Annotated in this window: 25 protein-coding genes and 1 tRNA gene; 15 read left to right on the top strand and 11 right to left on the bottom strand. The window is 54.3% G+C overall.

The window, feature by feature from the left end; genetic code table 11:
* Positions 1 to 100 precede the first annotated feature (100 nt).
* Positions 101 to 514: a phosphoribosyl-AMP cyclohydrolase gene (gene hisI / locus PUV54_RS08145; RefSeq protein WP_274495133.1), complete on the top strand. Its 414-nt coding sequence runs from the start codon at positions 101 to 103 to the stop codon at positions 512 to 514.
* On the opposite strand, the gene PUV54_RS08140 is transcribed toward hisI, so the two are convergent.
* Positions 511 to 1,209 (bottom strand): DUF2270 domain-containing protein, encoded by a 699-nt coding sequence (locus PUV54_RS08140; RefSeq protein ID WP_274495132.1) that lies wholly within the window; start codon positions 1,207 to 1,209, stop codon positions 511 to 513. The genes hisI and PUV54_RS08140 overlap by 4 nt on opposite strands.
* A gap of 112 nt (positions 1,210 to 1,321) precedes the next feature.
* Here PUV54_RS08140 and PUV54_RS08135 point away from each other — a divergent pair, with 112 nt between their 5' ends.
* Positions 1,322 to 2,692 (top strand): MATE family efflux transporter, encoded by a 1,371-nt coding sequence (locus PUV54_RS08135; RefSeq protein ID WP_274495131.1) that lies wholly within the window; start codon positions 1,322 to 1,324, stop codon positions 2,690 to 2,692.
* On the opposite strand, the gene PUV54_RS08130 is transcribed toward PUV54_RS08135, so the two are convergent.
* Positions 2,689 to 3,747, bottom strand: coding sequence for a quinone-dependent dihydroorotate dehydrogenase (locus PUV54_RS08130; RefSeq protein WP_274495130.1), 1,059 nt, complete (start codon positions 3,745 to 3,747; stop codon positions 2,689 to 2,691). The genes PUV54_RS08135 and PUV54_RS08130 overlap by 4 nt on opposite strands.
* The gene (locus tag PUV54_RS08125; protein ID WP_274495129.1) at positions 3,744 to 4,103 is read right to left on the bottom strand and encodes a DUF952 domain-containing protein; all 360 of its coding nucleotides are present in this window, start codon (positions 4,101 to 4,103) and stop codon (positions 3,744 to 3,746) included. The genes PUV54_RS08130 and PUV54_RS08125 overlap by 4 nt, the downstream gene beginning before the upstream one ends.
* A gap of 81 nt (positions 4,104 to 4,184) precedes the next feature.
* Here PUV54_RS08125 and PUV54_RS08120 point away from each other — a divergent pair, with 81 nt between their 5' ends.
* Positions 4,185 to 5,549 carry an SLC13 family permease gene (locus PUV54_RS08120; protein WP_274495127.1) on the top strand — a complete coding sequence of 455 codons (1,365 nt, stop codon included), beginning with the start codon at positions 4,185 to 4,187 and terminating at the stop codon, positions 5,547 to 5,549.
* Positions 5,546 to 5,941 (top strand): hypothetical protein, encoded by a 396-nt coding sequence (locus PUV54_RS08115; protein ID WP_274495126.1) that lies wholly within the window; start codon positions 5,546 to 5,548, stop codon positions 5,939 to 5,941. The genes PUV54_RS08120 and PUV54_RS08115 overlap by 4 nt, the downstream gene beginning before the upstream one ends.
* On the opposite strand, the gene PUV54_RS08110 is transcribed toward PUV54_RS08115, so the two are convergent.
* A complete protein-coding gene (locus PUV54_RS08110) occupies positions 5,942 to 6,379 on the bottom strand; it encodes a tellurite resistance TerB family protein (protein WP_274495125.1) in 438 nt (145 codons plus the stop codon).
* Positions 6,380 to 6,517: 138 nt separating this feature from the next.
* On the opposite strand from PUV54_RS08110, the gene PUV54_RS08105 reads away from it, so the two are divergent.
* From PUV54_RS08105 to PUV54_RS08075, 7 genes are all read left to right on the top strand, one after another.
* Positions 6,518 to 8,104 (top strand): lysine--tRNA ligase, encoded by a 1,587-nt coding sequence (locus PUV54_RS08105; RefSeq protein WP_274495124.1) that lies wholly within the window; start codon positions 6,518 to 6,520, stop codon positions 8,102 to 8,104.
* A 466-nt stretch (positions 8,105 to 8,570) separates the two neighbouring features.
* Complete coding sequence (locus PUV54_RS08100; protein WP_274495123.1) at positions 8,571 to 8,777, top strand: hypothetical protein; 207 nt, start codon at positions 8,571 to 8,573, stop codon at positions 8,775 to 8,777.
* Positions 8,778 to 8,822: 45 nt separating this feature from the next.
* Positions 8,823 to 10,772: a PrkA family serine protein kinase gene (locus PUV54_RS08095; protein WP_274495122.1), complete on the top strand. Its 1,950-nt coding sequence runs from the start codon at positions 8,823 to 8,825 to the stop codon at positions 10,770 to 10,772.
* Positions 10,773 to 10,997 (top strand): hypothetical protein, encoded by a 225-nt coding sequence (locus tag PUV54_RS08090; protein ID WP_274495121.1) that lies wholly within the window; start codon positions 10,773 to 10,775, stop codon positions 10,995 to 10,997. It begins immediately after the preceding gene.
* Entirely contained in the window at positions 10,987 to 12,321 is a 1,335-nt protein-coding gene (locus tag PUV54_RS08085; protein WP_274495120.1) for a YeaH/YhbH family protein, read from the top strand. The genes PUV54_RS08090 and PUV54_RS08085 overlap by 11 nt, the downstream gene beginning before the upstream one ends.
* On the top strand, positions 12,318 to 12,710 hold the full coding sequence (locus PUV54_RS08080; protein ID WP_274495119.1) for a hypothetical protein: 393 nt from the start codon (positions 12,318 to 12,320) through the stop codon (positions 12,708 to 12,710). The genes PUV54_RS08085 and PUV54_RS08080 overlap by 4 nt, the downstream gene beginning before the upstream one ends.
* Positions 12,707 to 14,200, top strand: coding sequence for a SpoVR family protein (locus PUV54_RS08075; protein ID WP_274495117.1), 1,494 nt, complete (start codon positions 12,707 to 12,709; stop codon positions 14,198 to 14,200). Before PUV54_RS08080 ends, PUV54_RS08075 begins: the two co-directional genes overlap by 4 nt.
* Here the strand turns inward: PUV54_RS08075 and PUV54_RS08070 are convergent.
* From PUV54_RS08070 to PUV54_RS08060, 3 genes are all read right to left on the bottom strand, one after another.
* Positions 14,197 to 15,129: a prephenate/arogenate dehydrogenase family protein gene (locus PUV54_RS08070; RefSeq protein WP_274495116.1), complete on the bottom strand. Its 933-nt coding sequence runs from the start codon at positions 15,127 to 15,129 to the stop codon at positions 14,197 to 14,199. The genes PUV54_RS08075 and PUV54_RS08070 overlap by 4 nt on opposite strands.
* Complete coding sequence (hisC, locus tag PUV54_RS08065; protein WP_274495114.1) at positions 15,122 to 16,192, bottom strand: histidinol-phosphate transaminase; 1,071 nt, start codon at positions 16,190 to 16,192, stop codon at positions 15,122 to 15,124. Before hisC ends, PUV54_RS08070 begins: the two co-directional genes overlap by 8 nt.
* Before the next feature lie 111 nt (positions 16,193 to 16,303).
* Positions 16,304 to 17,041: a class I SAM-dependent methyltransferase gene (locus PUV54_RS08060; RefSeq protein WP_274495113.1), complete on the bottom strand. Its 738-nt coding sequence runs from the start codon at positions 17,039 to 17,041 to the stop codon at positions 16,304 to 16,306.
* A gap of 85 nt (positions 17,042 to 17,126) precedes the next feature.
* Between PUV54_RS08060 and gloB the strand changes: the two genes are divergently transcribed.
* Positions 17,127 to 17,894: a hydroxyacylglutathione hydrolase gene (gene gloB / locus PUV54_RS08055; RefSeq protein WP_274495112.1), complete on the top strand. Its 768-nt coding sequence runs from the start codon at positions 17,127 to 17,129 to the stop codon at positions 17,892 to 17,894.
* A gap of 5 nt (positions 17,895 to 17,899) precedes the next feature.
* Here the strand turns inward: gloB and PUV54_RS08050 are convergent, their stop codons facing one another.
* The 4 genes from PUV54_RS08050 to PUV54_RS08035 all read right to left on the bottom strand — a co-directional run bounded on the left by PUV54_RS08050 (position 17,900) and on the right by PUV54_RS08035 (position 21,527).
* The gene (locus tag PUV54_RS08050; protein WP_274495111.1) at positions 17,900 to 18,712 is read right to left on the bottom strand and encodes an IclR family transcriptional regulator; all 813 of its coding nucleotides are present in this window, start codon (positions 18,710 to 18,712) and stop codon (positions 17,900 to 17,902) included.
* A 282-nt stretch (positions 18,713 to 18,994) separates the two neighbouring features.
* Positions 18,995 to 20,710, bottom strand: coding sequence for a TadG family pilus assembly protein (locus PUV54_RS08045; RefSeq protein WP_274495110.1), 1,716 nt, complete (start codon positions 20,708 to 20,710; stop codon positions 18,995 to 18,997).
* Positions 20,707 to 21,180: a TadE/TadG family type IV pilus assembly protein gene (locus tag PUV54_RS08040; RefSeq protein WP_274495109.1), complete on the bottom strand. Its 474-nt coding sequence runs from the start codon at positions 21,178 to 21,180 to the stop codon at positions 20,707 to 20,709. The genes PUV54_RS08045 and PUV54_RS08040 overlap by 4 nt, the downstream gene beginning before the upstream one ends.
* A gap of 273 nt (positions 21,181 to 21,453) precedes the next feature.
* Positions 21,454 to 21,527, bottom strand: a tRNA-Gly gene (locus tag PUV54_RS08035).
* A gap of 254 nt (positions 21,528 to 21,781) precedes the next feature.
* Here PUV54_RS08035 and PUV54_RS08030 point away from each other — a divergent pair.
* The 3 genes from PUV54_RS08030 to PUV54_RS08020 all read left to right on the top strand — a co-directional run bounded on the left by PUV54_RS08030 (position 21,782) and on the right by PUV54_RS08020 (position 24,313).
* The gene (locus tag PUV54_RS08030; RefSeq protein WP_274495108.1) at positions 21,782 to 22,591 is read left to right on the top strand and encodes a lipid-binding SYLF domain-containing protein; all 810 of its coding nucleotides are present in this window, start codon (positions 21,782 to 21,784) and stop codon (positions 22,589 to 22,591) included.
* A 105-nt stretch (positions 22,592 to 22,696) separates the two neighbouring features.
* Entirely contained in the window at positions 22,697 to 23,647 is a 951-nt protein-coding gene (locus PUV54_RS08025; protein WP_274495107.1) for a radical SAM protein, read from the top strand.
* Positions 23,648 to 23,656: 9 nt separating this feature from the next.
* The gene (locus PUV54_RS08020) at positions 23,657 to 24,313 is read left to right on the top strand and encodes a DUF938 domain-containing protein (RefSeq protein ID WP_274495106.1); all 657 of its coding nucleotides are present in this window, start codon (positions 23,657 to 23,659) and stop codon (positions 24,311 to 24,313) included.
* Positions 24,314 to 24,665: the final 352 nt, after the last annotated feature.

Here is a 24,665-nt window from a genome sequence, read left to right as displayed (position 1 = left end):
CTATCCTTGCCCGTTGCTAGCCTTCCCCGCCTTGTCACGCAATAATCCACCGCCAATTTGCATGATGTATTCCACACCCACCACTGCTAGCTTGAGCGCCATGACCAAAACCACATTCACACCACGCGACGCCATTTGCGGGTCTGCTGAGGAGACAACCGATTTTGCACCACTCTTTAACCAGGATGGGCTGATCCCTGTCGTGGCGACTGACAAGGCAACCGGCCAACTTCTCATGTTGGCCTATATGAACGCTGAAGCACTCGCCAAGACTATAGAAACCGGCGAAGCTTGGTACTGGTCGCGGTCGCGCAGTGAACTCTGGCGCAAGGGTGCATCCTCAGGGAATACGCAAACCGTTGTTGAAATCCGCACCGATTGTGATCAGGATGCAATCGAACTTATCGTTGAACAAACCGGCCCGGCTTGTCACACAAAACGAAAATCCTGTTTTTACCGTATTGTGAAAAATGATGGCGGCGAATTCTCATTGCAGAAAGTAGAAGACGCCTAACCCATGCCGCCAACGCCATTTCTGTTTGAATGCTTTTGCCTGTCTGTCCAGAACGTCCATAGAGCAAGAGCAATCCATGCGCCGTGAAAGAGAACGCCGAATAAAAAGACATAAACTCCGGTGAACGGCCCTACTGACATTCGACTCAAAAATTCTGAGAACGAAGCTACCGGTTCAGGATGGATAATGATTTTACCGACATAGGCCATCGCCTGAAAACTGAATATCCACATGTAATTGCGGCGCAACCGCCGGCCCATCGCAGTCCAGAAGCCGATATGATACTGCGGCAGCAGGTAGTCCTTACCCAGAATATCCTGCCATTCGCCCGGCTCGGGACGTGATGAACGAAACAGCATCGGCGCATAAAAATTCGTCTCAATCCACCGACAACGCGCGCGCCAGACATTGAAAAACCGGTAGCGGCGCGATTCCAGAATCAAAAACATGGATATTAGAATGCCTACAAGCAGCAAAGGCAGCGGCGACGCGTTTGGCGAAGCGTATGTCACAGATAGTGCGATGCCGAGCGTCACTACTGACCAGTTGGTCGTGTTATCCAGCCGCGTGCGCCAGATCGTGGAACGATATACCTCGCCGCGGTAAAGATGGGCCAGCGCGCCGATTTCAGCGTTATCAAATTCATTGCCGGTGCCGCCGGGGGGCGATTGCCAGTTTTTCCAGTCTTCTCTCATGCAGTGCTCGCATTCATTTTTCCATTGTCGCCGCATTCGATGACTGAATACAAGCTGCTCAACAGAATTGGCGGCTCGACACCAGCGGTGTAACCGACTAACCGGCTCTTTCATGACCGCCGCTCAAGCAACCCCTGCAAAGATATCCGTTTCGTACGGCAAGGTATTCCGCCTCGCCTGGCCGGCGTCCGTCGCAGCGTCCGTAACGCCGCTCCTCGGCGCGATCGATGTGTGGGCGCTGGCGCAATCGGCACGACCGCTCGATATCGCCGCTGTCGGTCTTGGCGCGGTGATCTTTTCCCTCGCCTATTGGACCTTTGGTTTCCTGCGCATGAGCGTCGCTGGCCTGACGGCTCAGGCGGTGGGCGCGGAAGACGAAACGGAAGCACGTGCAACCTTAGCGCGGGGCGTGATGATCGCGGGAGCCATCGGCATTGCTCTCGTATTGCTGCAATGGCCTATCGGACAAATCGCATTTCAGCTCTTGGGGACAGGGTCCGAAGCAAGCGCGGAAACGCTCGCATCAGGCCGCACATATTTCAACATTCGCATTTGGGGTGCGCCATTCGCTCTTGCGTCTTACTGCGCTTTTGGCTGGCTCACAGCGCGCGGGCGCACTGACTATTTAATGGCGGCGAGCGTTTTCATCACTGCACTTAATATCTTGCTCGATTACTGGTTCGTCGTCGGTCTCGGCTGGGGCGCTGCCGGCGTCGCAACAGGCACGTTGATTGCTGAAGTCGCAGGATTTTTCGCTACTGCATTCTTTGTCCTTACCACCTTGAAAAAGCATGGCGGCATTCGGAACAATTGGCGTCCTTCTGAATTTTTCATGGCGACGCGCATCAAGCGAACGATCAGCATCAATGTCGACATATTCATTCGCACATTGTTGCTTGCGTTTTCATTTTCGTGGTTCGTGCAACGCGGCGGCGCCTTTGGTGACGTCACACTGGCTGCAAATCAGGCGCTGTTACAGCTGTTTTTATTCACCGGCCTCGCCATCGACGGAACTGCTATAGCCGCTGAAACGCTCGCGGGACAGGCGCTGGGCGCAAAAGATAAGGCCCGCGGGCTTGCGATCTACAAGAGCGCCGTACGCCGTACATTTGAATTGGCATTAGCGGCGGCGTTATTATTCATGGCGTTTTACTGGTTGGCGGGCGATCAGGTATTGGCGCTCCTAACGCCTGAAGGACCGATAAGGGAAACTATGCAAACCTATATGCCGTGGGTCATCATCAGTCCGCTTATTGTCATGGCCGGGTTTCAACTGGACGGCATTTTCGTGGGCGCCACTCGTTCACGGGAACTGCGCGATGCGATCATCCTATCGACAGTCGTTTTCATTCCGGCTTCACTCTGGTTGGCTGGCCCGTTCGGCAATCACGGTCTATGGGCTGCGTTTTCCATCTATTTTCTGATCCGCGCTGTTGCACTTGGAGTATGGTTGCCGCGTATCAAAAAGACTTTCGAAACTTAGTTCGCGCCAGCTCCAACGGCTTGTGAAATCGTTTCAAATCCATCGGCTTTCAAAAATTGAGGAAGATCCCTCAGAATGCGTGAGGGCAATGAAGGGCCGTCGTAAATTAGTGCTGTATATAGTTGAACTAGGGACGCCCCGGATATGATCTTTTCGTATGTATCGCGTGCAGTGAACACGCCGCCCACGCCGATCAGTGGAACCTTGGTTCCGATCTCACGATAAAATTCTCTTAACAATGCCGTCGAAGGTGCAAACAGCGGAGCGCCCGACAACCCGCCTGTCTCGCTCGCGGCAGCACTGCTGAGCGTGTCAGGACGGGTGATGGTCGTGTTAGAGACGATCAGACAATCGAGTTCAATGTCGTTCGCAATCGATGCTATGTCTGCCTTGTCTTCGTCGGTGAGATCCGGTGCGATTTTCAGAAATACCGGAATTCCAGGCGCATGTCGGTCACGTGTTGATAGAACCCTGACCATCAATGCTCTTAGGGATGCCTTGTCCTGAAGCGCTCGCAAGCCCGGCGTATTGGGCGAAGAGATATTCACCGTGAAAAAATCAACTAAACCGGCAAGCCCCTTGATGCCCGTAACATAATCTTGCGTACGGTCTTCGCTATCCTTGTTCGCACCGAGATTGGCGCCAACCACGCCAACTCTTTCGCGCAAGTTTAAACGGGCGGCCACAGCATCCAGACCGTCATTGTTAAAACCGTACCGGTTGATTACCGCTGCGTCAGCGCGCAACCGAAACACACGCGGACGATCATTGCCGGGTTGTGGACGAGGCGTGACTGCGCCAATTTCAACAAATCCAAAACCAAGATCCAAAACCGCGTTCGGTGCTTCCCCATTCTTGTCGAAACCAGCCGCCAGCCCCAGTGGATTTGGAAAATCAATACCAGCAACCTGCGTAGGCAAAAGGAAGTCTTGCGGTGCTGCTTTGGGCCCAAACCCGGCCTTCAGCATCCGAACAGTCAAACGATGCGCTGTTTCGCCGTCGAAAAGCCCCATTGCTTTGGAGCCGATGTCCGCAAGAAGCATCGGCGGTTTCATAGGGCCCCACCAAACTGAAACCCGGCACTGGTCTTATCGAGCTTGATGGCGGCGGAAACATGCTCTCGCTTTAAGTCAGCATAAAGGTGTGGAAAAAACTCGCCCCGTTTTGGCGCCAGCTCGAACTTTACGTCAGACGAGACTGCCGCCAGGGGAATTTCCAGCACCAGCAAATTCGTCGAATCCTTGAAATGCAGGTTTGCCGTGTCCAGCACCTGTTCGCGCGTGGAGAGATGGAAATACCCATCACGCTCATCAATATCGCGCTTTGGTACAAATCCGGTTTCCTCCGCAGCGCACCATTCCTCACTGCTGGCGAGGCGGTAGACAAAATCGGGATGATGACTACGAGACATAAAGACCGCCTAGCCCGGCTTGAGGGCGTGGTCCAGAGTCAAGCTGGACAGCCCCCCTCAAACAGAGACTAATAAGAGCCTATGAAACCGATAAGAATTCTGATGGGCTTGGCTTTCGCTGCCGCTGCAGGCGCGGCTGCGCAATATGGCGGGCTGCCCGAACAAATTGTCGCCACCATCGCCATCACCGCGCTGACGGCCTTCTGGTGGGTCTCGGAAGCGTTGCCAATTCCAGCAACCTCTCTCGTCCCTTTTGCACTATTTCCGCTGGCCGGCGTTCTAGACCAGCGCCAAGCAGCGGCAGCTCTTGGAAGCTACGTCATTATCCTGCTTATGGCGTCATTCATGCTTTCAAAAGCACTTGAAAAATCAGGCGCTCATGAACGGTTAGCACTTTACATGATCAATCTCGTCGGAACATCAGGGCGGAGATTGGTCATCGGCTTTATGCTTGCTGCCGCTGTTTTATCCATGTGGATTTCCAATACCGCGACGACATTAATGCTCGCTACCATGGCGCTGGCGATTCTGGCGCGGTCGGACAATCCGAAGCTAGGCCCCCCGCTTTTGCTGGGTATTGCTTACGCTGCTTCATTTGGCGGAACGGCAACGCTAATCGGCACGCCCCCTAATCTCATCTTTGCGGACAATTTCCTACAAGCCACAGGTGAAGAAGTTTCATTCGCGCGCTGGATGTCGATAGGCGTTCCCATAGTCGCCATTGGCATACCAGTGATGGCGTTGTGGCTGACGCGCTCGCTCGGCGGCGTGAAAACGCCGGAACTGCGCGATCCCGGCCCATGGCGTAAGGATGAAGTCCGCACCATGATGGTTTTCGCCATCGCCATCATCTTGTGGATCACTCGCGCCGAACCTTTCGGCGGCTGGTCGGGCACGCTAGGAATGGACGGCGCAGGGGATTCAACGGTCGCTGTATTCGCCGTCATCTTGATGTTTCTTGTCCCTGACGGAAAGGGAGGCGCCCTACTCGACTGGAAATCCGCCGGTGACATTCCCTGGGGCATGTTGCTTCTCTTCGCCGGCGGCATCTGTATCGCCAGCGGGTTCCGGGCTAGCGGACTTGATGTTCTGATTGGCGATCAGCTTTCCGGCTTCACGAAGATGCCTGTATTCCTAATGATGCTGGGCCTGTGCCTGTCTGTCACGTTCCTGACCGAAATGACGTCGAATACGGCGACCGCCAACTTGCTGATGCCGTTGCTAGCGGCAGTCGCAGCCGGAACTGGCGTCAAACCGGAACTCCTGATGATTCCAGCGGTGATCTCCTGCTCTTGCGCATTCATGCTGCCGGTAGCAACAGCGCCGAACGCCATTGTTTACGGTACCGGCCGGGTTTCAATCGCCCAGATGGCGCGCGAGGGCGTTATGCTGAACATCATTGTTGCGCTGATTGTCTCCAGCGTATGCTGGGCGATGTTAAGATGAGCGCTTTCAAGGCAGGCCTTGCTTATTTCGCTACGGTTTTCGCCGTAGGCTTTATACTTGGTGCAGTTCGCGTTTTCGCGCTTGAGCCTCTCTTAGGCAAGCTTGCCTCGGTCCTGATCGAACTCCCGGTCATTCTCGCTGTAAGCTGGTTCATTTGCGGCCGCATCATTGATGCATTTCATGTCCCTAAAAGCATCTCCGCACGGTTTTTCATGGGTCTACTCGCGTTCGCTCTGCTGATGACTGCCGAACTCATGCTTGCCCGATACGGGTTTGATCGCACGCCACCAGAACAATTGCGAGAAATGACGACAGCTTCAGGCGCCGTCGGGCTAGTAGGGCAAATTATTTATGGGATGATCCCGCTGATGCAAGTCCATGCGCGGCGTTGACTAAGCCGTGCCATTCACCGTCATGTGACGCGCACGCGCAGCATGCTCAATCGCCTGGGCGCCATCGTCTTCGATTTTCAAAACATCACGGATGAGCTCCAGAACGCGAATTTCCGTCGCATCCAGATTCTCATCCGCCGTAACGACATCGATCACAGCGGCATAAGCGGTCTCGCATAGGAACGACGGGAGCGCCTGTGCTGCTGCCTCTAATACTTTATGCAGACCGCCATCGGACGACATCAAAGCGCCGCAACTTTCAGCTACTTTCACGAGGCCTTGCTCGTCTTCGTCTGAAAAGAGCGGAAAAGACCGCACCACTCTGCCGATTGTGCGAAGCTCAGCGTCGTTGATGGAGCCGTCCGAAGCTGACGCCAACACCATCAGGTAAATCACCGCCTCTTGCGGCGTGAGTGAAACGACACCTTCGGCGCCCATAATTACGCTCCTCTTCGTATGTTCGCGCGGAAGCTAGCGGCGGGCGACGCAAACAGCAACCTTGCCCATAATGCTATTATCATTGACGTTATGGCGGCGGGCGTTAAACCTCCGCGGCTCACAAGTCCGGAAATTCACATGACTGCCTTGCAAATCAAAAATTTCACTGCCGATGACGCCGCCGCCGCTAAAACCTGGCCGTTTCAGGAAGCCAAGGCGCTGATCAAACGGCTGGAGCGTGTGAAAAAAGACGGTCCGGTGGTGTTCGAGACCGGTTACGGCCCCTCCGGCCCGCCGCATATCGGCACCTTCGGCGAGGTCGCCCGCACGACCATGGTGCGCCGGGCGTTTGAAGTGCTGACGGGGCGCGAAACGCGCCTCATCGCCTTTTCAGATGACATGGACGGCATGCGTAAGGTTCCGCCGCATGTTCCGAATGGTGAAAAACTTTCTGAATATCTGCAGAAGCCCCTGACGGACGTGCCCGACCCATGGGGCAGCCATGAAAGCTTTGCGCACCATAATAACGCCAAACTGCGATCGTTTCTCGATGAGTTTGGTTTCGACTACGAATTCGTTTCGTCCACAGACTGCTATCGGTCCGGCAAGTTCGACGACACGCTGATTCGTGTTCTCGAGCGCTACGATGCGGTGATGGACATCATTTTACCGACGCTTGGTGAAGAACGCCGTGCAAGTTATTCGCCGATCCTGCCTGTCTCGCCGTCCACTGGCCGCGTACTCTATGTGCCAATGCTGGAAATCGATGCGGACAAGGGAGAAGTCGTTTTCGAAGACGAGAATGGCGAGAAAGTTCGTACTTTTGTCGGCGGCGGCGCAACGAAGCTGCAATGGAAGGCAGATTGGGCCGGGCGCTGGTTCGCCCTTGGCGTCGATTATGAAATGTCCGGCGAGGACCTGACGGAATCGGTCCGGCTTTCGAACCGCATCGTCAAGGCGCTAGGGGCTGAGCCGCCCGCCGGCTTCAACTATCAGCTCTTCCTCGATGAAGAAGGCAAGAAAATTTCAAAAACCAAGGGCAATGGTATCGCAATTGAGGAGTGGCTTACTTACGCTTCGCCGCAAAGCCTTGCACTTTACATGTTCCAGAACCCCAAGGCCGCGAAGAAGCTTTATTTCGATGTGATTCCAAAAGTCGCTGACGAATACTGGTCGCATCTGGAAAAGTATGAAGGCCAGGAAGGCGCCAAAGCACTCGACAACCCTGTCTGGCATATCCATGAGGGCAAGCCGCCTGCTGTCATGCCACCTGTCAACTTCGCTATGCTGTTGAACCTCGTAAACGCGACAGGCGGGGCGGACGAGGAAGTCTTGCGCGGGTTTATCCGGAAATACCGCCCCAAGGCCTCGGAAGCTGAGTTCGCCGAGACGGCGGAGCTCATCAAATTCGCCGGGCGTTTTTTTGAGGCGTTCATCAAGCCGAATAAGAAATACCGCGCGCCCAGCGACAAAGAGCGGGCGGCGCTAGGAACGCTCTCGACGAGCCTCAAGAAGATCGGCGATGGCGGCAGCGAAGACGACTACCAGACAGCCGTTTTCGACGCTGGCAAGGCGCAAGAGTTCGAGAATATACGCGACTGGTTCAAAGGGCTTTACGAGGTTGTATTCGGTCAGGAACAGGGCCCCCGCATGGGCCCGTTCGTCAAAATATACGGCGCGGCGGCAGCCGCTGCGCTAATTGATGATGCGTTGGCGCGAGAATGATTCGAAATTTTTTGCCTGTCGATCTTAGAATCGCCTTGGAGCAGAAAAAACTAATCACCAACGGCGTAAATATTTTTGCGTGATAGGTTTAGCGCTCAGCAATGCCGATTGCTAAGAAGTAAACAAAATCTTCTATCGCTGCGTGAATGCGCCAACGCCGGCCTGAATATACGGGTCCGAAGCGCGCCTTATTGGCAGATCATTCCAATTAATGTGGCTAACCACTTTTGACGTGCAAACATTGCGGCGAAAATTGGGCCGGGTTCGGATCAATTTTAATATCGCATTGCGGCGTAAAAAATGTTATATTATCCATTCGTAAAACCACAACACGAAACGAAATGTTAGGGGCCTTCTGGTTAACCTTATTTTGCGCGTTTTTAACGCGCAAAAGGGGTTGGGTATTGGCCGGAACGAAGCGCATCGGAGTAACGCCACGAGGCTTTAACGCGGACAGATAGAGATTATGTCGAGCTTAATTCACGAAGAAGCGAACAAGGCAAAGGCGCGAACGCCTTGCGCTGCTTTTTCCAAGTTCCATATCAGCTCAGTAAGCCTTTATGCGTCTTCGGTAGAAAAAGAGTTTACTGCGGCTGCTGTAAAGCGCGGTGAAGAATCGAAAGAAAACCTTGGGGCGCTTGGCGGAAACCGCTGGCGCTTTTTTAGTTCTTAATCAGCGGGGAAGCCCTTAAAGGCAGGTAAAAGTGAGCGTGCGACCATGACCGATGAAAGTCTCGACGTCTTCGACGTATTTTCGGAGAACTATACGAAAGTCAAACAGGAGGCCATGAGCCTACGGGATTACCTACTCGCGGCGCGCGACGACGCTATGCTTTATGCGTCGCCGGCGGAGCGCATGGTCAAGTCGATTGGCGAGCCGAAACTGATCGACACCTCAAAGGATCCGCGGCTTGCGCGCATCTTTTTCAACCGGACGATTCGTCATTACGCCGCGTTCGAAGGCTTTTACGGCATGGAAGACACGATCGAGCGGATCGTTTCCTTCTTCCGCCACGCTGCACAGGGCCTCGAAGAAAAACGCCAGATCATTTACCTGCTCGGCCCGGTAGGCGGCGGCAAATCCTCGCTCGCCGAACGCCTTAAAGACCTGATGGAAACGCACCCCATCTACGTCTTGAAGGCCGGTAACGAAATTTCCCCCGTTTTCGAAAGCCCGCTCGGCCTCTTCCAGTCTGAAGAACTGAAAAGCCTGCTTCAGGATAAGTACGGCATCGAAAAACGCCGCCTTGATGGCCTGATGAGTCCATGGGCGGTGAAACGCCTTGATGAATTCGGCGGCGATATCTCAAAATTCGAAGTCGTTCGCCTCTACCCATCAAAACTGCGCCAGATCGCGGTTTCCAAGACAGAACCGGGCGATGAAAACAACCAGGATATCTCGGCGCTGGTCGGCAAAGTCGACATTCGAAAACTTGAGCACTTCAGCCAGGATGATACTGACGCCTATTCCTATTCTGGCGGGCTTTGCCGTTCGAACCAGGGTCTTCTGGAATTCGTTGAGATGTTCAAGGCGCCGATCAAGGTTCTGCATCCATTGCTGACCGCAACCCAAGAAGGCAACTATGTGGGCACCGAGGCGCTTGGACCCGTGCCGTTCCAGGGCGTAATTCTCGCCCACTCGAATGAGAGCGAATGGCAGCAGTTCCGTAATAACAAAAATAACGAAGCGTTCCTCGATCGTATCAATGTGATTAAAGTGCCGTACTGCCTGCGCGTCACGGAAGAACAGAAAATCTATGACAAGCTGCTGGCTCATTCGGAATTGGCTAACGCCAATTGTGCGCCGGAAACGCTCGACCTGCTCGCCCGTTTTTCGGTGTTGACGCGCCTGCGCGAGCACGAGAACTCGAACCTCTATTCTAAGCTGCGCGTTTATGACGGCGAAAAGCTGAAAGACACCGACCCGAAAGCAAAGACGCTGCAAGAATATAAAGACGCTGCCGGCATTGACGAGGGTATGGACGGTATCTCTACTCGCTTTGCCTACAAGGTTCTGTCGGAAACCTTCAACTTCGACACCGACGAAGTCGCCGCCGATCCGGTTCACATGATGTATGTGCTGGAACAGGCGATCCGCCGGGAACAATATCCGGATGAAACCGAGAAACAGTATCTCGACTTTATCAAGTCGGAGTTGTCGAGCCGTTATGCGGAGTTCATCGGCAAGGAGATCCAGAAAGCTTACCTCGAAAGCTATGCGGAATACGGCCAGAACCTGTTCGACCGTTACATCGCCTATGCCGATGCATGGATCGAGGATCAGGACTTCAAGGACCCGGATACGGGCCAGCTTCTCGACCGTTCGACGCTCGATCAGGAGCTGTCGAAGATCGAAAAGCCCGCAGGCATTGCGAACCCCAAGGACTTTCGTAACGAGGTTGTTAAATTCGCGCTACGCGCCCGCGCGGCGAACGAAGGCCAGAACCCAAAATGGACGTCCTACGAGAAACTGCGCAACGTCATTGAAAAGCGCATGTTCTCTCAGGTCGAGGACTTGCTCCCGGTCATTTCTTTCGACTCAAAGAAAGATTCAGAGACCGAAGCCAAGCACGATAATTTCGTCGCCCGCATGACCGAGCGGGGCTACACGCCGCGTCAGGTCCGACGTCTGGTCGAATGGTACATGCGCGTGAATAAGGCTGGGTAGATGAGTGAATCGCGCGAGTTACTATCCAGGCTGGACCGCGCTCAACTCTATACGCTCGTTGAGATCGCCATATTGGTCACAGGCTTTATCGGAACGCTCGTAACACAGCAGTTCTGGGTAGCTCTTGTTGCGCTTACCTCAATGTTTGCATTCTCTAGGCTGATTTCACGCAAGATGGATCAGTCGGTCGAGAACGAGTTCAAAGATGAATGGGATGATGATTAATATGAACTCATTCCACTTTATTGACCGGCGCAAGAACCCCAAGGGCAAGTCTCTCGGAAACCGTCAGCGCTTCCTGAAACGCGCCCGCGCGCAGATCAAGGAAGCGGTGAACAAATCCCTGCGCGACCGGTCGGTGAAGGAACTCGACAAGGGCGAGAAAATCTCGATACCGTCGAAATCGACAGCCGAGCCACGCTTCGTTCATGACCGCGAAAAGGGCGAGCGCGAGATTGTCCACCCCGGCAACAAGGAATTCACGACAGGCGATAAGATCAAAAAGCCGCCGAAAAGCGCCGGTCGCGGCAAGGGCAAGGAAGCAAGCGATTCCGGCGATGGCGAGGATTCGTTCCAGTTCACCCTGACGCAGGATGAATTCCTCGACATCTTCTTTGAAGATCTTGAACTGCCGAACCTCGTCAAGCGGTCACTGAAAGAGATCAAGGCCTACGCCTACAAGCGCGCAGGGATCACTGTTGCCGGCTCGCCCACAAACATGAATTTGATCCGCACCATGCGCAACGCCCATGGCCGACGGCTCGCCCTGAAGCGACCGTCAACGCGCGAAATGAATGAACTGAAAGAGCGGCTTTTCGAACTCGAACGCAACTCGCAGCCAAGTGAAGAAGAGGTCGCAGAGAAAAAAGCGATCATCGAAAAGCTCGAAACGATGGAAAAGCGCCGCCGCTTTACGCCGTTCATCGACCCGCTCGATTTGCGCTTCAACGCCTATGAGCCGACGCCGGTGGAAACCACTGCGGCCGTCATGTTCTGCCTGATGGACGTCTCGGGCTCCATGGGCGAGCGCGAGAAGGATCTCGCCAAACGGTTTTACATGCTGCTCTATCTATTCCTGAAGCGCCGTTACGAACGCGTGGAAGTGGTTTTCATCCGCCATACGCACCATGCCGAGGAAGTGGACGAGGAAACCTTTTTCTATTCGCGCCAGTCCGGCGGCACGGTGGTATCGACCGCGCTTGAGAAAATGCTCGAAGTGCAAAAAGAACGCTTTCCAGCCCATGAATGGAACATCTATGTGGCGCAGGCTTCTGACGGCTTCACGCAATCCGGCGACGCCAAACGCTGCGTTGAAATGCTGAATGAAGCGGTGATGCCGATTTCACAGTATTACGCATACATTGAAATTCTCGATGAGCGCGAGCTGGAGGTGTTCTCCGACGCTGACTCTGGCGCGGAACTCTGGCGCGCCTATCGCACCTTCGCCCCGGCCTGGCCGAACTTCGCGCAAACACGCATCGCTAGGCCACAGGATATCTTCCCTGTCTTCCGCGAGTTGTTCTCAAAGAACGCGAAGGAGGCGGCGTGAGCAATCCAACTATCGCCGACTTCGTCCTTCCTTCTGCAGCAGCAGCTCTGCTGACAATCTTATGGGCGGCGATGGTTTTTCTGCCTACATATCAAATAGCGAAACGAATAAAACAAAAATGGTTTGCTTCTCTTGCAGGCACGCTCGCGTTTCTAGTTGTTATGATTGGAGGCTTATCCCTTGGTACTTTTTCGTGGGTAGTCTACTGGGCGGGTTTCAAGGATGTGGACATAACTGAACCACAAGAGCCTGTAGGTGCAATGGAAGCTGTTCTAGATCCGAATGTGTGGGTAATCCTAACACCAATAATCGTTCCCTTACTTGTGCTGATGCCAATCGCAATCAGGTGGAAAAAGGCCGGTGAAACAATAGGGGTACGTTGGGCATGACATTAGTGGCCGAACAACTTCCCCTCCTCTACTCCGAAGCCGACTGGGACTTCGATACCTTGAAGCGCGCCTATGACGCGATTGAGGACATCGGGCTGAATGATCTCGGGCTCAACGTCTATCCGAACCAGATCGAAATCATTTCTTCGGAACAGATGCTCGACGCCTATTCCAGCCACGGCATGCCGCTGATGTACAAGCACTGGTCGTTCGGCAAGCATTTCGCCCGCGACCAGATGATGTATCAGAAGGGTTATTCCGGCCTTGCGTATGAGATCGTCATCAACTCCGACCCGTGCATCGCCTATCTGATGGAAGAAAACACTATGACCATGCAGGCGCTGGTGATGGCGCACGCTTCGTTCGGGCATAACCACTTTTTCAAGAACAATTATTTGTTCCGCCAGTGGACGGACGCCGAGGCGATCCTGCCCTATCTCGACTTTTCGAAGAAGTTCATCGCCAAATGCGAGGACGAATACGGGTTTGAAGAAGTCGAAGCCGTGCTCGACGCGTCGCACGCGCTAATGGATCAGGGCGTCTTCCGCTACAACCGCCCACCGCGCCTTTCCGAAGAAGACCGGCTTGCGAAGATCGCCGCGCGCATCCGTCATGAGGAAGTCAACTTCAATGACATCTGGCGCACGCTACCCAATACGGACGAGCCCGACGACGAAAAGGAAGAACGCCAGGCGGAAGTCCGCAATATCAAACTGCCGGAAGAAAACATTCTCTATTTTCTTGAGAAAGCCTCGCCTGTGTTAAGGCCATGGCAGCGGGAGCTGGTGCGCATCGTCCGCAATATCGCGCAGTATTTCTATCCGCAAAAGCAGACAAAGGTGATGAACGAAGGCTGCGCCACCTTCGTCCATCACTACATCATGAACGAACTTTACAATCGCGGACAGATCACTGAAGGCGCGATTATGGAGTTTCTGCACTCGCATTCATCGGTCGTGTTCCAGCCGGAATTCGACGATCCGCGCTATTCAGGCATCAACCCTTACGCGCTCGGTTTCGCGATGATGGAGGACATCAAGCGCATCTGCGAAGATCCGGTGCCGGAAGATCACGAGTTTTTTCCTGATATTGCGGGCTCCGGCGACTGGCGTGAGATATTAAAAGACGCCTGGGCGAACTACCGCGACGAAAGCTTCATCCTGCAGTACCTGTCGCCCAAGGTGATGCGCGATTTCCGCTTGTTCGCGCTATCGGACGACGCTGCAGAAAATCATGTTGAAATCTCCGCCATCCATGATGACCGTGGCTTCCGGCGCGTGAAGGCGCAACTCGCCGCCATGTACGATCTCGGCATGCATGAACCGAACATTCAGGTCGTCGGCGCTGACCTCGAAGGCGACCGCGAACTCAAACTGCGCCACACGATCCACAATGGCCGCTTATTGAGCGACAAGACCAAAGACGCGGTCATGACGCATATCGAAACCCTGTGGGGCTACGAAGTAACGCTGGATGAGGAAGAGGCTTAGCGCTCCTTCTTGTCCCGTCCAAAATTCGGCGCGTCCATTTCCTGACCCGCATCGACAATCGCGCGGCGTAAGCTTCGCCCGCGGGCGAACGCGTCTTCGAGCGCCTTGCCGTCGCTCCAGCGGATCGCCCGTTGCATAACGGCAAGTTCTTCAGAAAACCGCCCCAACACCTCCAGCACAGCATCTTTGTTGGCGAGGAACACGTCCCGCCACATGATCGGATCGGACGCGGCGATGCGCGTAAAGTCGCGAAAACCACCGGCGGAGTATTTGATCACCTCGCCATGAGCAACGCTTTCAACATCGTCCGCGGCGCCGACCAGCGTGAAAGCAATCAGGTGTGGCAAGTGGCTAGTGACGGCGAGCGCCAAATCGTGATGGGCGGCGTCCATCACCTCAACCTGTGCGCCAACGCCCGCCCATAAGCCTTCGGCTCTTTTGACGGCGGCTTTGTAAGGCTCATCATCGCGCACGAGCGGCGTCAAAATACACCAGCGGTCTTCGAACAGGGACGCAAAGCCTGCTTCGGGACCCGATTGCTCCGTACCGGCAACCGGATGGCAAGGGACAAAATGCAATCGCTCCGGCAGCGCCGCCGCCGCCTTCGCCACCGAGCCTTTCACCGATCCCACGTCGATGATGAGCGCGCCGTCATCGGCTGCAGCCGACAGCGCTTTGCAAACGTCGCTCATCACGCCAACGGGCGTAGACAACACAATCAGGTCCGCCCCGCTGACGCCTTTCTCAAGCGATGTTTCACCATCATCGATCACGCCGATTTTTTTTGCACGCGCCAGCACGCCTTCATCGCAATCAACACCGATAATCTGATCTGTTAATCCGCGCTTGCGCATTGCACATGCAAGCGAGGAGCCAATCAGCCCAACTCCTATGATGGCAACGCATTTAAATTTTACAGGCTCAGTCACGGGAAAACTTTTCTGTTAGGAGATCAACTAGCTTCCGGTTGGCTTCACGCGTTCCGATAGTCACGCGCAGATATTCATCGAGCCGATAAGGTTTCATGTCGCGTACGATAACGCCGTTATCCTGAAGATATTGACGTATCCCCTCCGCATTGCGGCCGGCTTCGGCAGGAAACTTGACCAGAATGAAATTGCCAAAGCTGGGAACGTATTCGAGCCCCATGCCTCCAAATTGCTGCTGCAGATAATCGCGTTCTGCGCTGTTATGCGCGCGATTGCGCTCAATGAACGCCTGATCATCGAGCGCCGCAATTCCCGCCGCCTGCGCCGGACCGGTGACGTTGAAGGGTCCGCGAATACGGTTGAGCACGTCAGCAACCGCAGGCGGGCAATAAGCCCAGCCGAGTCTCAAAGCCGCAAGGCCATAAATTTTTGAAAATGTGCGCGTCATCACGACGTTTTCGAATTCTTCGACAAGTTTTTCGCCCGCTGCGTAGTCAGGCTCTTCCATGTACTCAGCGTATGCGGCGTCAATCACCAGGAGAACATCTTCGCGTAGCTCTTCGCGAAGTCTGCGCAATTCGGTTTCTGGTAAATATGTTCCTGTTGGATTGTTGGGGTTCGCAAGAAAAACAATCCGCGTTCGTTCATCGACAAGCCCGAGGAGCGCATCCACATCTGTCGTAAGGTTCTTTTCAGGCGCGAAGCGTGCCGCAGCGCCGCAGGACATGGCCGCAATCATGTAGACTAGAAATCCGTAATCAGACTGAACGATGTTGTCGCCTTCACCCGCATAAGCTTTGGTCAGCAATTGCAGAAGCTCGTCCGACCCCGCGCCGCAAACGATGCCCGACGGATTGAGGTTGTGAACTGCACCGATCTTGTCACGAAGCGCCGCCGCGCAGCCATCAGGATAAATATTCAAAGACGCCGCAGCTTCATCATGTGCGACCCTAGCCTTGTCGCTCATACCAAGAGCGGATTCGTTTGACGCCATTTTGAACACAGGCATGCCCTCGGGCGTCGCCGCAGGTGCGGCAACAGTAACGTAGGGTTTGATTTTCATTATCCCAGGGCGCGGGTTCGGGAGCGGCATGATCGAAAAATCCTTCGTTTCATTACCGCAGCGGTATAAAGGCGTGAAACCGCAGCGCAACCACACAAATAGTTGGCTTAATCAAACACTGCTCCGGCGCGCCGGGCGAGGCGCCGCCAGTGCGGGGCGCATCGTGCGCGCGCCAGCAGCACGCGCAAGGCCAACAGGGGCGAGCATGTCTTTTTCCGCCTCAAGCATCAAAACGCCGCCAAGCCCGGGCCACAGACGCGCGCCGGCGCGTTCCCAAGTGCGAGCCGCTTTTAGCAGCATGCCAGAACCAAGCGGCGGGAAAAATAGCGCCGTATCCCAAAACCGGGGGCGGAACATCGAGTCCTGAAGCAGCCGCTCAAGCCTTCGTTTGAAATAGGGACGCCCTGCCGCGAATGGCGTCGTGTCGATAACCGACCACAATCCCCGCCGGTGCGAGGCGACAATAATCATACGGCCGTCATCTTTCAGTACGCGCCAAGCCTCACGCAGTAAACGATGCGGCGTTGGCGCTTCTTCAAGGCCATGCACGATAAGCAGCCTATCAATACTTGCATCCGGCAGCGGCCAGTTTTTTTCGCCGACAAGGCATGCAGCATTCGCATGACGATTAGGCCACTGGATGACGCCCTGCGCGCCCGGCGCAAAAGAGAGGCAACGTGTCGCCGCGGAAAACATCTCAAGATAAGGGTCAGCATGCCCGAAGCCGACAATCGCCAATCCCGCCCCATCGCCCCATAGCTCCGCCAGTTGAGCGGAAATTGATTCCCGCGCAATAACGCCAATCTGCGATCGATAAAATTCATGAAAGTCGAGGATATCAGTTCGCATACTATGAAGCGTTCCCGGCTGAGCATTTTACGCTAATGCGCGTTCTTGTTATGCTTGTATCCGAGACTTTTGAAAAGGCGCACCAATGGCGATTGAAATAAGACAGTTTCCCTGCCTGAAGGATAACTATGGTTTTCTCATTCGCGATCGAAGCTCCGGTCTGACAGCCTCAATCGACACGCCGGACGCCGCCGAAATAAACCGGCAACTCGACAACGCCGGCTGGCGACTCACGCATATTCTCAATACACACTGGCATCCCGACCACGCCGGTGGAAACATAGCGCTCAAGAAAAAGTGGGGTTGTGAGATTATAGGCCCGCGCGCCGAAGCCGATAAAATTCCAAGCATTGATTGTGAAGTAGGCGATGATGACATCGTGAATCTGGGCAGATCCGAGGCTAAAGTGTTTGACACGCCAGGACATACGCTCGGTCACATCATCTATCACTTTGCCGATGATGGCGCAGCTTTTGTGGGCGATACGGTTTTCGCCCTGGGATGCGGCAGGCTGTGCGAGGGCACGCCCGCGCAGATGTGGAACTCATTGCAGAAAATTATCGCGTTGCCGCCAGAAACGAAGCTTTATTGCGCACACGAGTACACGCAGGCAAATGCGAAGTTTGCCCTCTCCATAGACCCTGAAAACAAGAATTTAAAAGAAAGAGCGAATGAGATCGATAAAATGCGCCTCGCGAATAAGCCCACGGTGCCAACGGTGCTATCTCTTGAGCTTGAGACAAACCCGTTTCTACGTGCCGGGAACGAGCAACTACAAAACGCAATCAATATGAACAACGCTGGAGCAGTGGAATCTTTCGCAAAAATTCGAGCGCTTAAAGATGTTTTTTGAGCATTTTAAACGGCGATTTTTTGTTCCACCAAAGTTTCTTCCGCGTATCCCCTTTTGGGAACCGAATACTTCCTGCAGAACTCCATCACTTTACTAACTCCAAGGCTACTCGCGTTGATAATTGACGGGTCTTTTGAAAGCGCCACCACGGCGGCAATGACATTATCATCGATTGATATAATGGGCGCGCCCACCGCATATCGGCCAGGCATGAGCAAACCTTCTGAGTGTGCGAAACCTTTGCGCCTTACAGTGTCGAGGTTATCTCGCAAACGGCGCAATTCTTCCGGCCCGCCTGGAGGGGCGCCAATATCCGTACTCCCGCTTAGCAGGTTCTCAACAAAATCCGCCCCCCCAAACGCCAGGAAAACCTGCCCCGCAGCAGACGTAAATACAGGCAATGAAACGCCTGGACCAATCATCGAGGCTGTTGGACTTTTACAACGTTCGAAGCGGACAATTGTCGGCCCTAAATCGCTCCAAACAGTTATGTAGCAATCCGCCTGCAATTCATCGGCAAGCAAACGCAGATCGTCGCCAGCACGACTAACCACATCAACGCGATTAATAGCAGCAAGCCCCATACGCATCGCCATGACGCCTAAATCATAATGGCCGGATTTGTGCGCCTGACTTAACAGGCCACAAGCACATAGGCTCTGCAAATATCGATGCGCCTTGCTTGGAGAAACTCCCGCTCTGGCGCTTATTTCTTTTAGGGAAATCGGACCGAAATTTGCGGCCACAACCTCAAGAATGGTGAACGCGTTGCTTACCGATTTAATTCCCGAACTTGTTCCATTTTCAACGTCAGGCATAGAAATCCCCTCTAAAAGCGCCTGAACTCTAAGCGCAGCCTTTCTTCCAGCAGGCTCAACATAACAGGCCTGCTAAACTCAATACTATTGGCGCTTTTATTCTCCGAGACTTGACGTACAGTCCCAGACATTCTGCATGGGGAGTAAGCCGCATTTTCGCGATCGTCAAAGAATCACGCATGATCAGAATACAAAGCGCCTTTAAAAAAATAAAGAACAAAATCCTCACCTCTACTGAGAAATATTTGCCGAATATTACTTTTTCCGCATCGCGAAATGTATTTACTGAACAAGAACAGCATGATCACACTTGGCCCCATTCACGCGATAAACTCCTTCCCCGACGCTTATGCCCAGCGCTTCCAATAGTTGGTCGATCACATCACTGACCGGCACGCTTAGGGCGCCTAAGGCGTCAGCCACCGCACTCTTTGATAAGGATGATGTGGAGATCAGGGTAATGCCCAATGTACTGACATCCAAATCCAGATCATTGATCAAATTCTCAACCAACACGCGAGCGATATCTTCTGTCGCTGTTGTTTTGACGGTACCGTAGGCAATATCGTCCCAAGTGAAACCGAGGGGTTGGACAAAGGAGGAAGCCGTTCCCGCATGGGCCTTTCCCCATGCCGAAAGAGCTGGGGCCGTAATGAGACGAGCCTCCTCGACATCGTCACCCAAGGAATTCAGCGAGATATCGACATCACCTATCCAAGCATCGGCTACTGACGTCGAGGCGCCCAATCGGACAACTATGTTTTCCATGCGTCCGCCTGGACATTCAACGCCAAGCAACTCACCAGTGGCGCGTGCAGCTTCAATATATACCGGCAAACGAATTTCCGCGCCGGAAAGCAAACCTTCGCCGCCAACCGAAGCTTCGAGATAAATACGCGCCTGCACGTTCGATACGGTCTGGCCGCCCTGTCCAATAGAAAACCAGGGAGACGATTGCATTGGCTCGCCAATAGCGATCACTGCTTTTAGTGACGCCAGTCCAGGGACGGTCGCTGCAAGGTCAAGATGTAAAAGACGTTTTCCTTCTGCCACCACCGCGTTAGCGAATATCAGATCAAACGCACTCACATATGCAGGGAACCCTGCCCCGGCAGGCTCGCCAAGCGCAACAATACCCGCAGGCCCCAAGTTGATAACTTTGGCAAGATCGATGTTGCGAGTTTGACCGCCAACTGAACCACGAAGCGTTGCTAACGCATCCGCCGCTGGCCCCTCGCCACTCGCCTGCATCATCGCCGCCAAAACGTCAGGTAAGGTAGGATCGCTTTTTAGAACATCGTCATACTGTCCCGCTTCGATACTCATCTCTGAGGCCAGCGCATTCAAGAAGCCGAACACCTCGATATCAGCGCCCATCAGCCCGTCGTAATCGAGGACTGACAATGAGACTTCGGTCCCAAGAAGCGCTCCCAACAGTTCGTTGAGTAATCCGTCATCAACACTTGCCAACCTCGATCCAACGGAAAACGCGGCAAGAGCGCGCCAGCTGGCGGTTGCGCTTACGGCAACAGTCGGCGTGTCGAACAAGTGGTCGACAAAATAAAGCTCGCCCTTTTTTTTGACGTTCACTTTCGCTGCATTATATGGGGTCTGACCGGCGACAAACCGCTGCCTATAGTGCTGGTCGGGGTTGGGTACATATCGCCCGGGAATAACTTCATATTCGGTTTTTGTCTCAACAGCCTTTTTGCGTTCTTCTTCCTCCAAACGCCCCATTTCAACTGAGCTGATAACGTCGTAACCGTTAATCGAAAGAATCTCGCGCGCCGCTTGTTCAGGATCTGACGACGCCTGAGCAGCAATGATCGCCGCAATATCAGCAACACCCTGCGCTTTTCGCTTTTCCGTAAAAAGCATCATCAGATCAATAGCTATGCCGAGGCATAGCACCGCCACTGGCAGAAATATGGCGAACATCATTGCGATCGAACCAGAGCGGTCGCGGCTAATTTCTTTAAACAAAGAACGCCGGATCATTGCCCATACCCCCCTGTTTTAATCGCTGAGGAAGCCGTTATTGTCTTGCTGGGCATCGGCGCGAAATCGGCTAGGCCCCATATAGGCAAGTGGCTTGCGTCATATTGAATTTCTACAACGAACAAGTCCGAGACAGTTTCGCTATCTTTGACATCGACTTTCATATTGTCGGCTTTCAAAAACGCGTAGCTATCAATATTCAGATTGATAAAGTTTGCCGCGATCTCCTGCCGCTCTTTCTCCGTCACGCCAGGAATTGTCGCCCGGGCAACATCGGATGCGAGCTGTTGCACGCTGTGAGAAGCCCCAAGATAGATTCCAAAGCCAAGCATTCCAAGAATCATCAACAGGAATACGGGCGCTACAATTGCAAATTCAGTTGCCGCCGTCCCGGTACGGTTTCCAAAAAAATTCTGCCTAATCCGAAAATCACGCAAGACTAAAACTTTCTTTGGTATAAGGCTGATCATTCGCGCCTCCCTGTTATCGGGAAGCTTGCGCCGTTATCTTTGAAGATTTTATTTATATTGTCGGTAAGCGGAGTAATAATTCCATCGCCGCTGCGGGCGAAAAAAATTTCGCCATTCAAAATAAGTTTGTCAATTTTCAATTTGCAGCCTTGCCGCTACCTGTATTCAGAATTGATTCTGAATACAGGAAATTTTCTTCGCCCAACTCCCTGACGATTCAAAAACATAAAACGCTTTTCACAAATCGAACTGCTCTAGCAGCATACGAAGGGCTGGAGCGGGTGAAGGGAATCGAACCCTCGTCTTAAGCTTGGGAAGCTCCTGCTCTGCCATTGAGCTACACCCGCGGATCACAGATCGGTCGGTTCTGTACGGCGCCGATCAATGTGCAAAAGATGTCGCGCCGGCGCAGGATTTCGTCAAGCCGCCTGATTTTAGCCGGTTCGGGGCCGAAAGGGTCTCGACTGTGATGGCAAATCTCTCCAAGAATTCATGTGGAAAAGGCGCGGGCGCCATCTTTTGGCCCGCCCGAACAGACTTATTTATGGCGCGAAACGGCGCGGACATGCGCGCCGACGCGAATTTTGAAAGGAGGCCGGAAATGACACGGCTTATTGGCATTATCGGCGCTGCTTTTGCGGCATTCACCATGGCGCTTGGCCCCGCCGCTGCGAAGTCGAAGCAGGAGAAGGCCGAGGAACTGATTATCGACGCCGCTGACACGGTGAGCTATTTCGCCAATGACAGCGCCTATGAGCCGCTATGGGATGCGGCTGACAATGCAAAAGCAATGGTCATCATCCCGAAATCGCTTCGTGGCGGCTTTATCATTGGCGCGTCAGGCGGCAACGCGGTGATGGTCGCCCGCAATGACGACGGCAGCTGGTCGGAGCCGACATTTTTCACGGTCGGATCGCTGTCCATCGGGTTCCAGGCCGGGTTTGAGGGCTCTGAAACCATTCTTCTTGTCATGACCCAGCGCGGCATGGAGCATCTGCTCTCAACCACGGTGAAGCTCGGCGCCGACCTGTCGCTCGCCGCTGGTCCCATTGGCGCCGGCGCGAAAGCGCAGACGGTTGACGTTCTGGCGTTCTCACGCTCGCGCGGTCTTTACGGCGGCGTCAGCCTTGAAGGCGCGATCCTGAAATCTCGCGGATCGTGGAACGAAGGCTATTACCAGGCCAATGTAACCCCGGCGGATATTATCTACCGCGAAAAAGTTTCCCGTCCGCAGTCGGCGGTTCTGCAGAACGCCGTCTGGGCGCTCGCCCATCGCGACCAGCCGGCGATGATGGCGCCGTTGCGCCCGGCGAAAACCGATCCCGTAACGGGCGAACCGCTGCCCGAAGAGCCAGTCTATGAGGATGACGCGATCTATGGCGCGCCTCTTGACCCGATCGAAAGCGACTGACGCACGCGTTTTTAACGCCGATTTGAGCGAACTTGAAAAGCCTGCCGGTTGCCGCCGGCGGGCTTTTTAGCGCATGGTCGGCGCGCATGACGGGACGCATCATTTATGGCGCATGACCTGACATCGCCGGTTTTTGCCGGCGGTAAATTCAACCATCCTGACAAGACCGCAGATGGCGCTGACCGCGCGTCTGTTCCCATAACGCAACTTGAAACGCTCTGGGTGAATACGGGCACGCTGTGCAATGTCGAATGCGTTCATTGTTACATCGAATCTTCTCCTACAAATGATCGGCTGGCTTATTTGACTGCTGAAGAACTGGCGCCGTTTCTGAACGAGGCAAAGACCATGGGCGCCTCGGAAATCGGCTTCACCGGCGGCGAGCCTTTCATGAACCCTGACGCTGCGGCGATGATCGAGGCCGCCTTGGCGAATGGTTTCGAGGTTCTTGTTCTGACCAACGCCATGCGCCCGATGATGCGCCCGCGCGTGCAGTCTGAATTGCTGCGGCTCAAAGAACTTTATCCTTCCAAATTGATATTACGCGTTTCCATTGACCACTACACCCGCGACGGCCACGACGAAGAACGCGGCGCGGGCGCATTCGACGCCGGGATCGAAGGTCTTGCATGGCTCATTCAAAACGGCTTTCGAGTAAGCATCGCCGGGCGCAGCCTTTCCGGTGAAAGCGAACAGGCTTTGCGCGATGGCTTCTGTAACCTGTTTGCCGAACGCAGCATTCCTTTTGATGCGAACGACCCTGCATCGCTTGTTATTTTCCCCGAAATGGATGAAGCGCGCGACGTGCCGGAAATCACCACCGCGTGCTGGAGCATCCTCAACAAGAACCCCGCCGATATCATGTGCGCAACCTCGCGCATGCTGGTAAAACGCAAAGGCGCGGCGGGGCCGAAGGTGCTGTCCTGCACGCTCTTGCCTTATGACGAACAGTTTGAAATGGGCGCGAGCCTGAAAGAGGCGGTGCGTCCTGTAAAACTCAACCACCCGTTCTGCGCGCAGTTTTGCGTTCTTGGCGGCGCCAGTTGTTCGGGGTAAGCCGTCGGTATGAGTGACAAACCCAAAAAAATCGCGCTTGAGGATCGCGCTAATGCGGGGCAACGCCAGTTTTCGCCGTCCGTTGCGCGCAATCGCGACCCGATCCGCGATGTTTTTCTCAAATTCATGCCGGACGCGGGTAAAATACTCGAAATCGGCGGCGGCACCGGCGAACACGGCGTTCATCTCGCCGCCGCGCTTCCTAATGTGCGCTGGCTTACAGGCGATCCGGACGCGGCATCGCGGGCCTCCATCGCCGCCTGGATCGCTGAAACCTGCCTCGCCAACCTTGCGAAGCCGCACGCTATCGACGTTACAACGGGCGAATGGGGTGTTGAAAAAGAAGCGCCCTTTGACGGACTTGTCTCGATCAACATGATCCACATTGCGCCGTTCGAAGCGGCGCAAGGCCTTTTCACTGGCGCCGGAAGGCTGTTGCGCGCCGGCGGCAAGCTTTTTCTCTACGGTCCTTTCTCTCGAAGAGGTATTCATACAGCGCCCTCAAATGAGGCGTTTGATGCTAGCCTGAAAAGCCGTGACCCGCGCTGGGGCGTGCGCGATCTTGAGCAGGAAATTGTTCCGCTGGCGCAGAAAAACGCGCTGATGCTTGAACACACTGTGGAAATGCCCGCCAACAACTTCTCTGTTGTTTTCAGGAAAACCTGACAAGCTATTGAAATTCTTTGCGCCGCTTTTCCCCATAAATTTTCCTGAAAGAATGGGGAAAAGAATGATTCGACGACGATCAGAAAGTTGGTATCCTGACTAAGTACCGCATCCCTATTGACAATTTGTCGTGTTTGCCTAGCGGCAGGTTGGACGGGAAGAACGGGAACAGACGCTGGCCGAATGCAACGCTCAGAAGCATGAAGGCAAAAGGGAACAAAGGTGAGTTTCCTGCGTGATGGACGGGCCTGAGCGGCCCGACCTCGCACGCAAAGCCGAAAGGCGGTGCGCAAGCGAGGAACCGGTATCGCCGTAAGCAGCGGGCCAGCTGCAAATTGGCGCGCGGCATCGA

This window comes from Hyphococcus flavus, from assembly GCF_028748065.1.
Taxonomy (GTDB): Bacteria; Pseudomonadota; Alphaproteobacteria; order Caulobacterales; family Parvularculaceae; genus Hyphococcus; species Hyphococcus flavus.
Note: the sequence above shows the minus strand (reverse complement) of the source record. Positions and strands in the feature narration are given on the sequence as shown.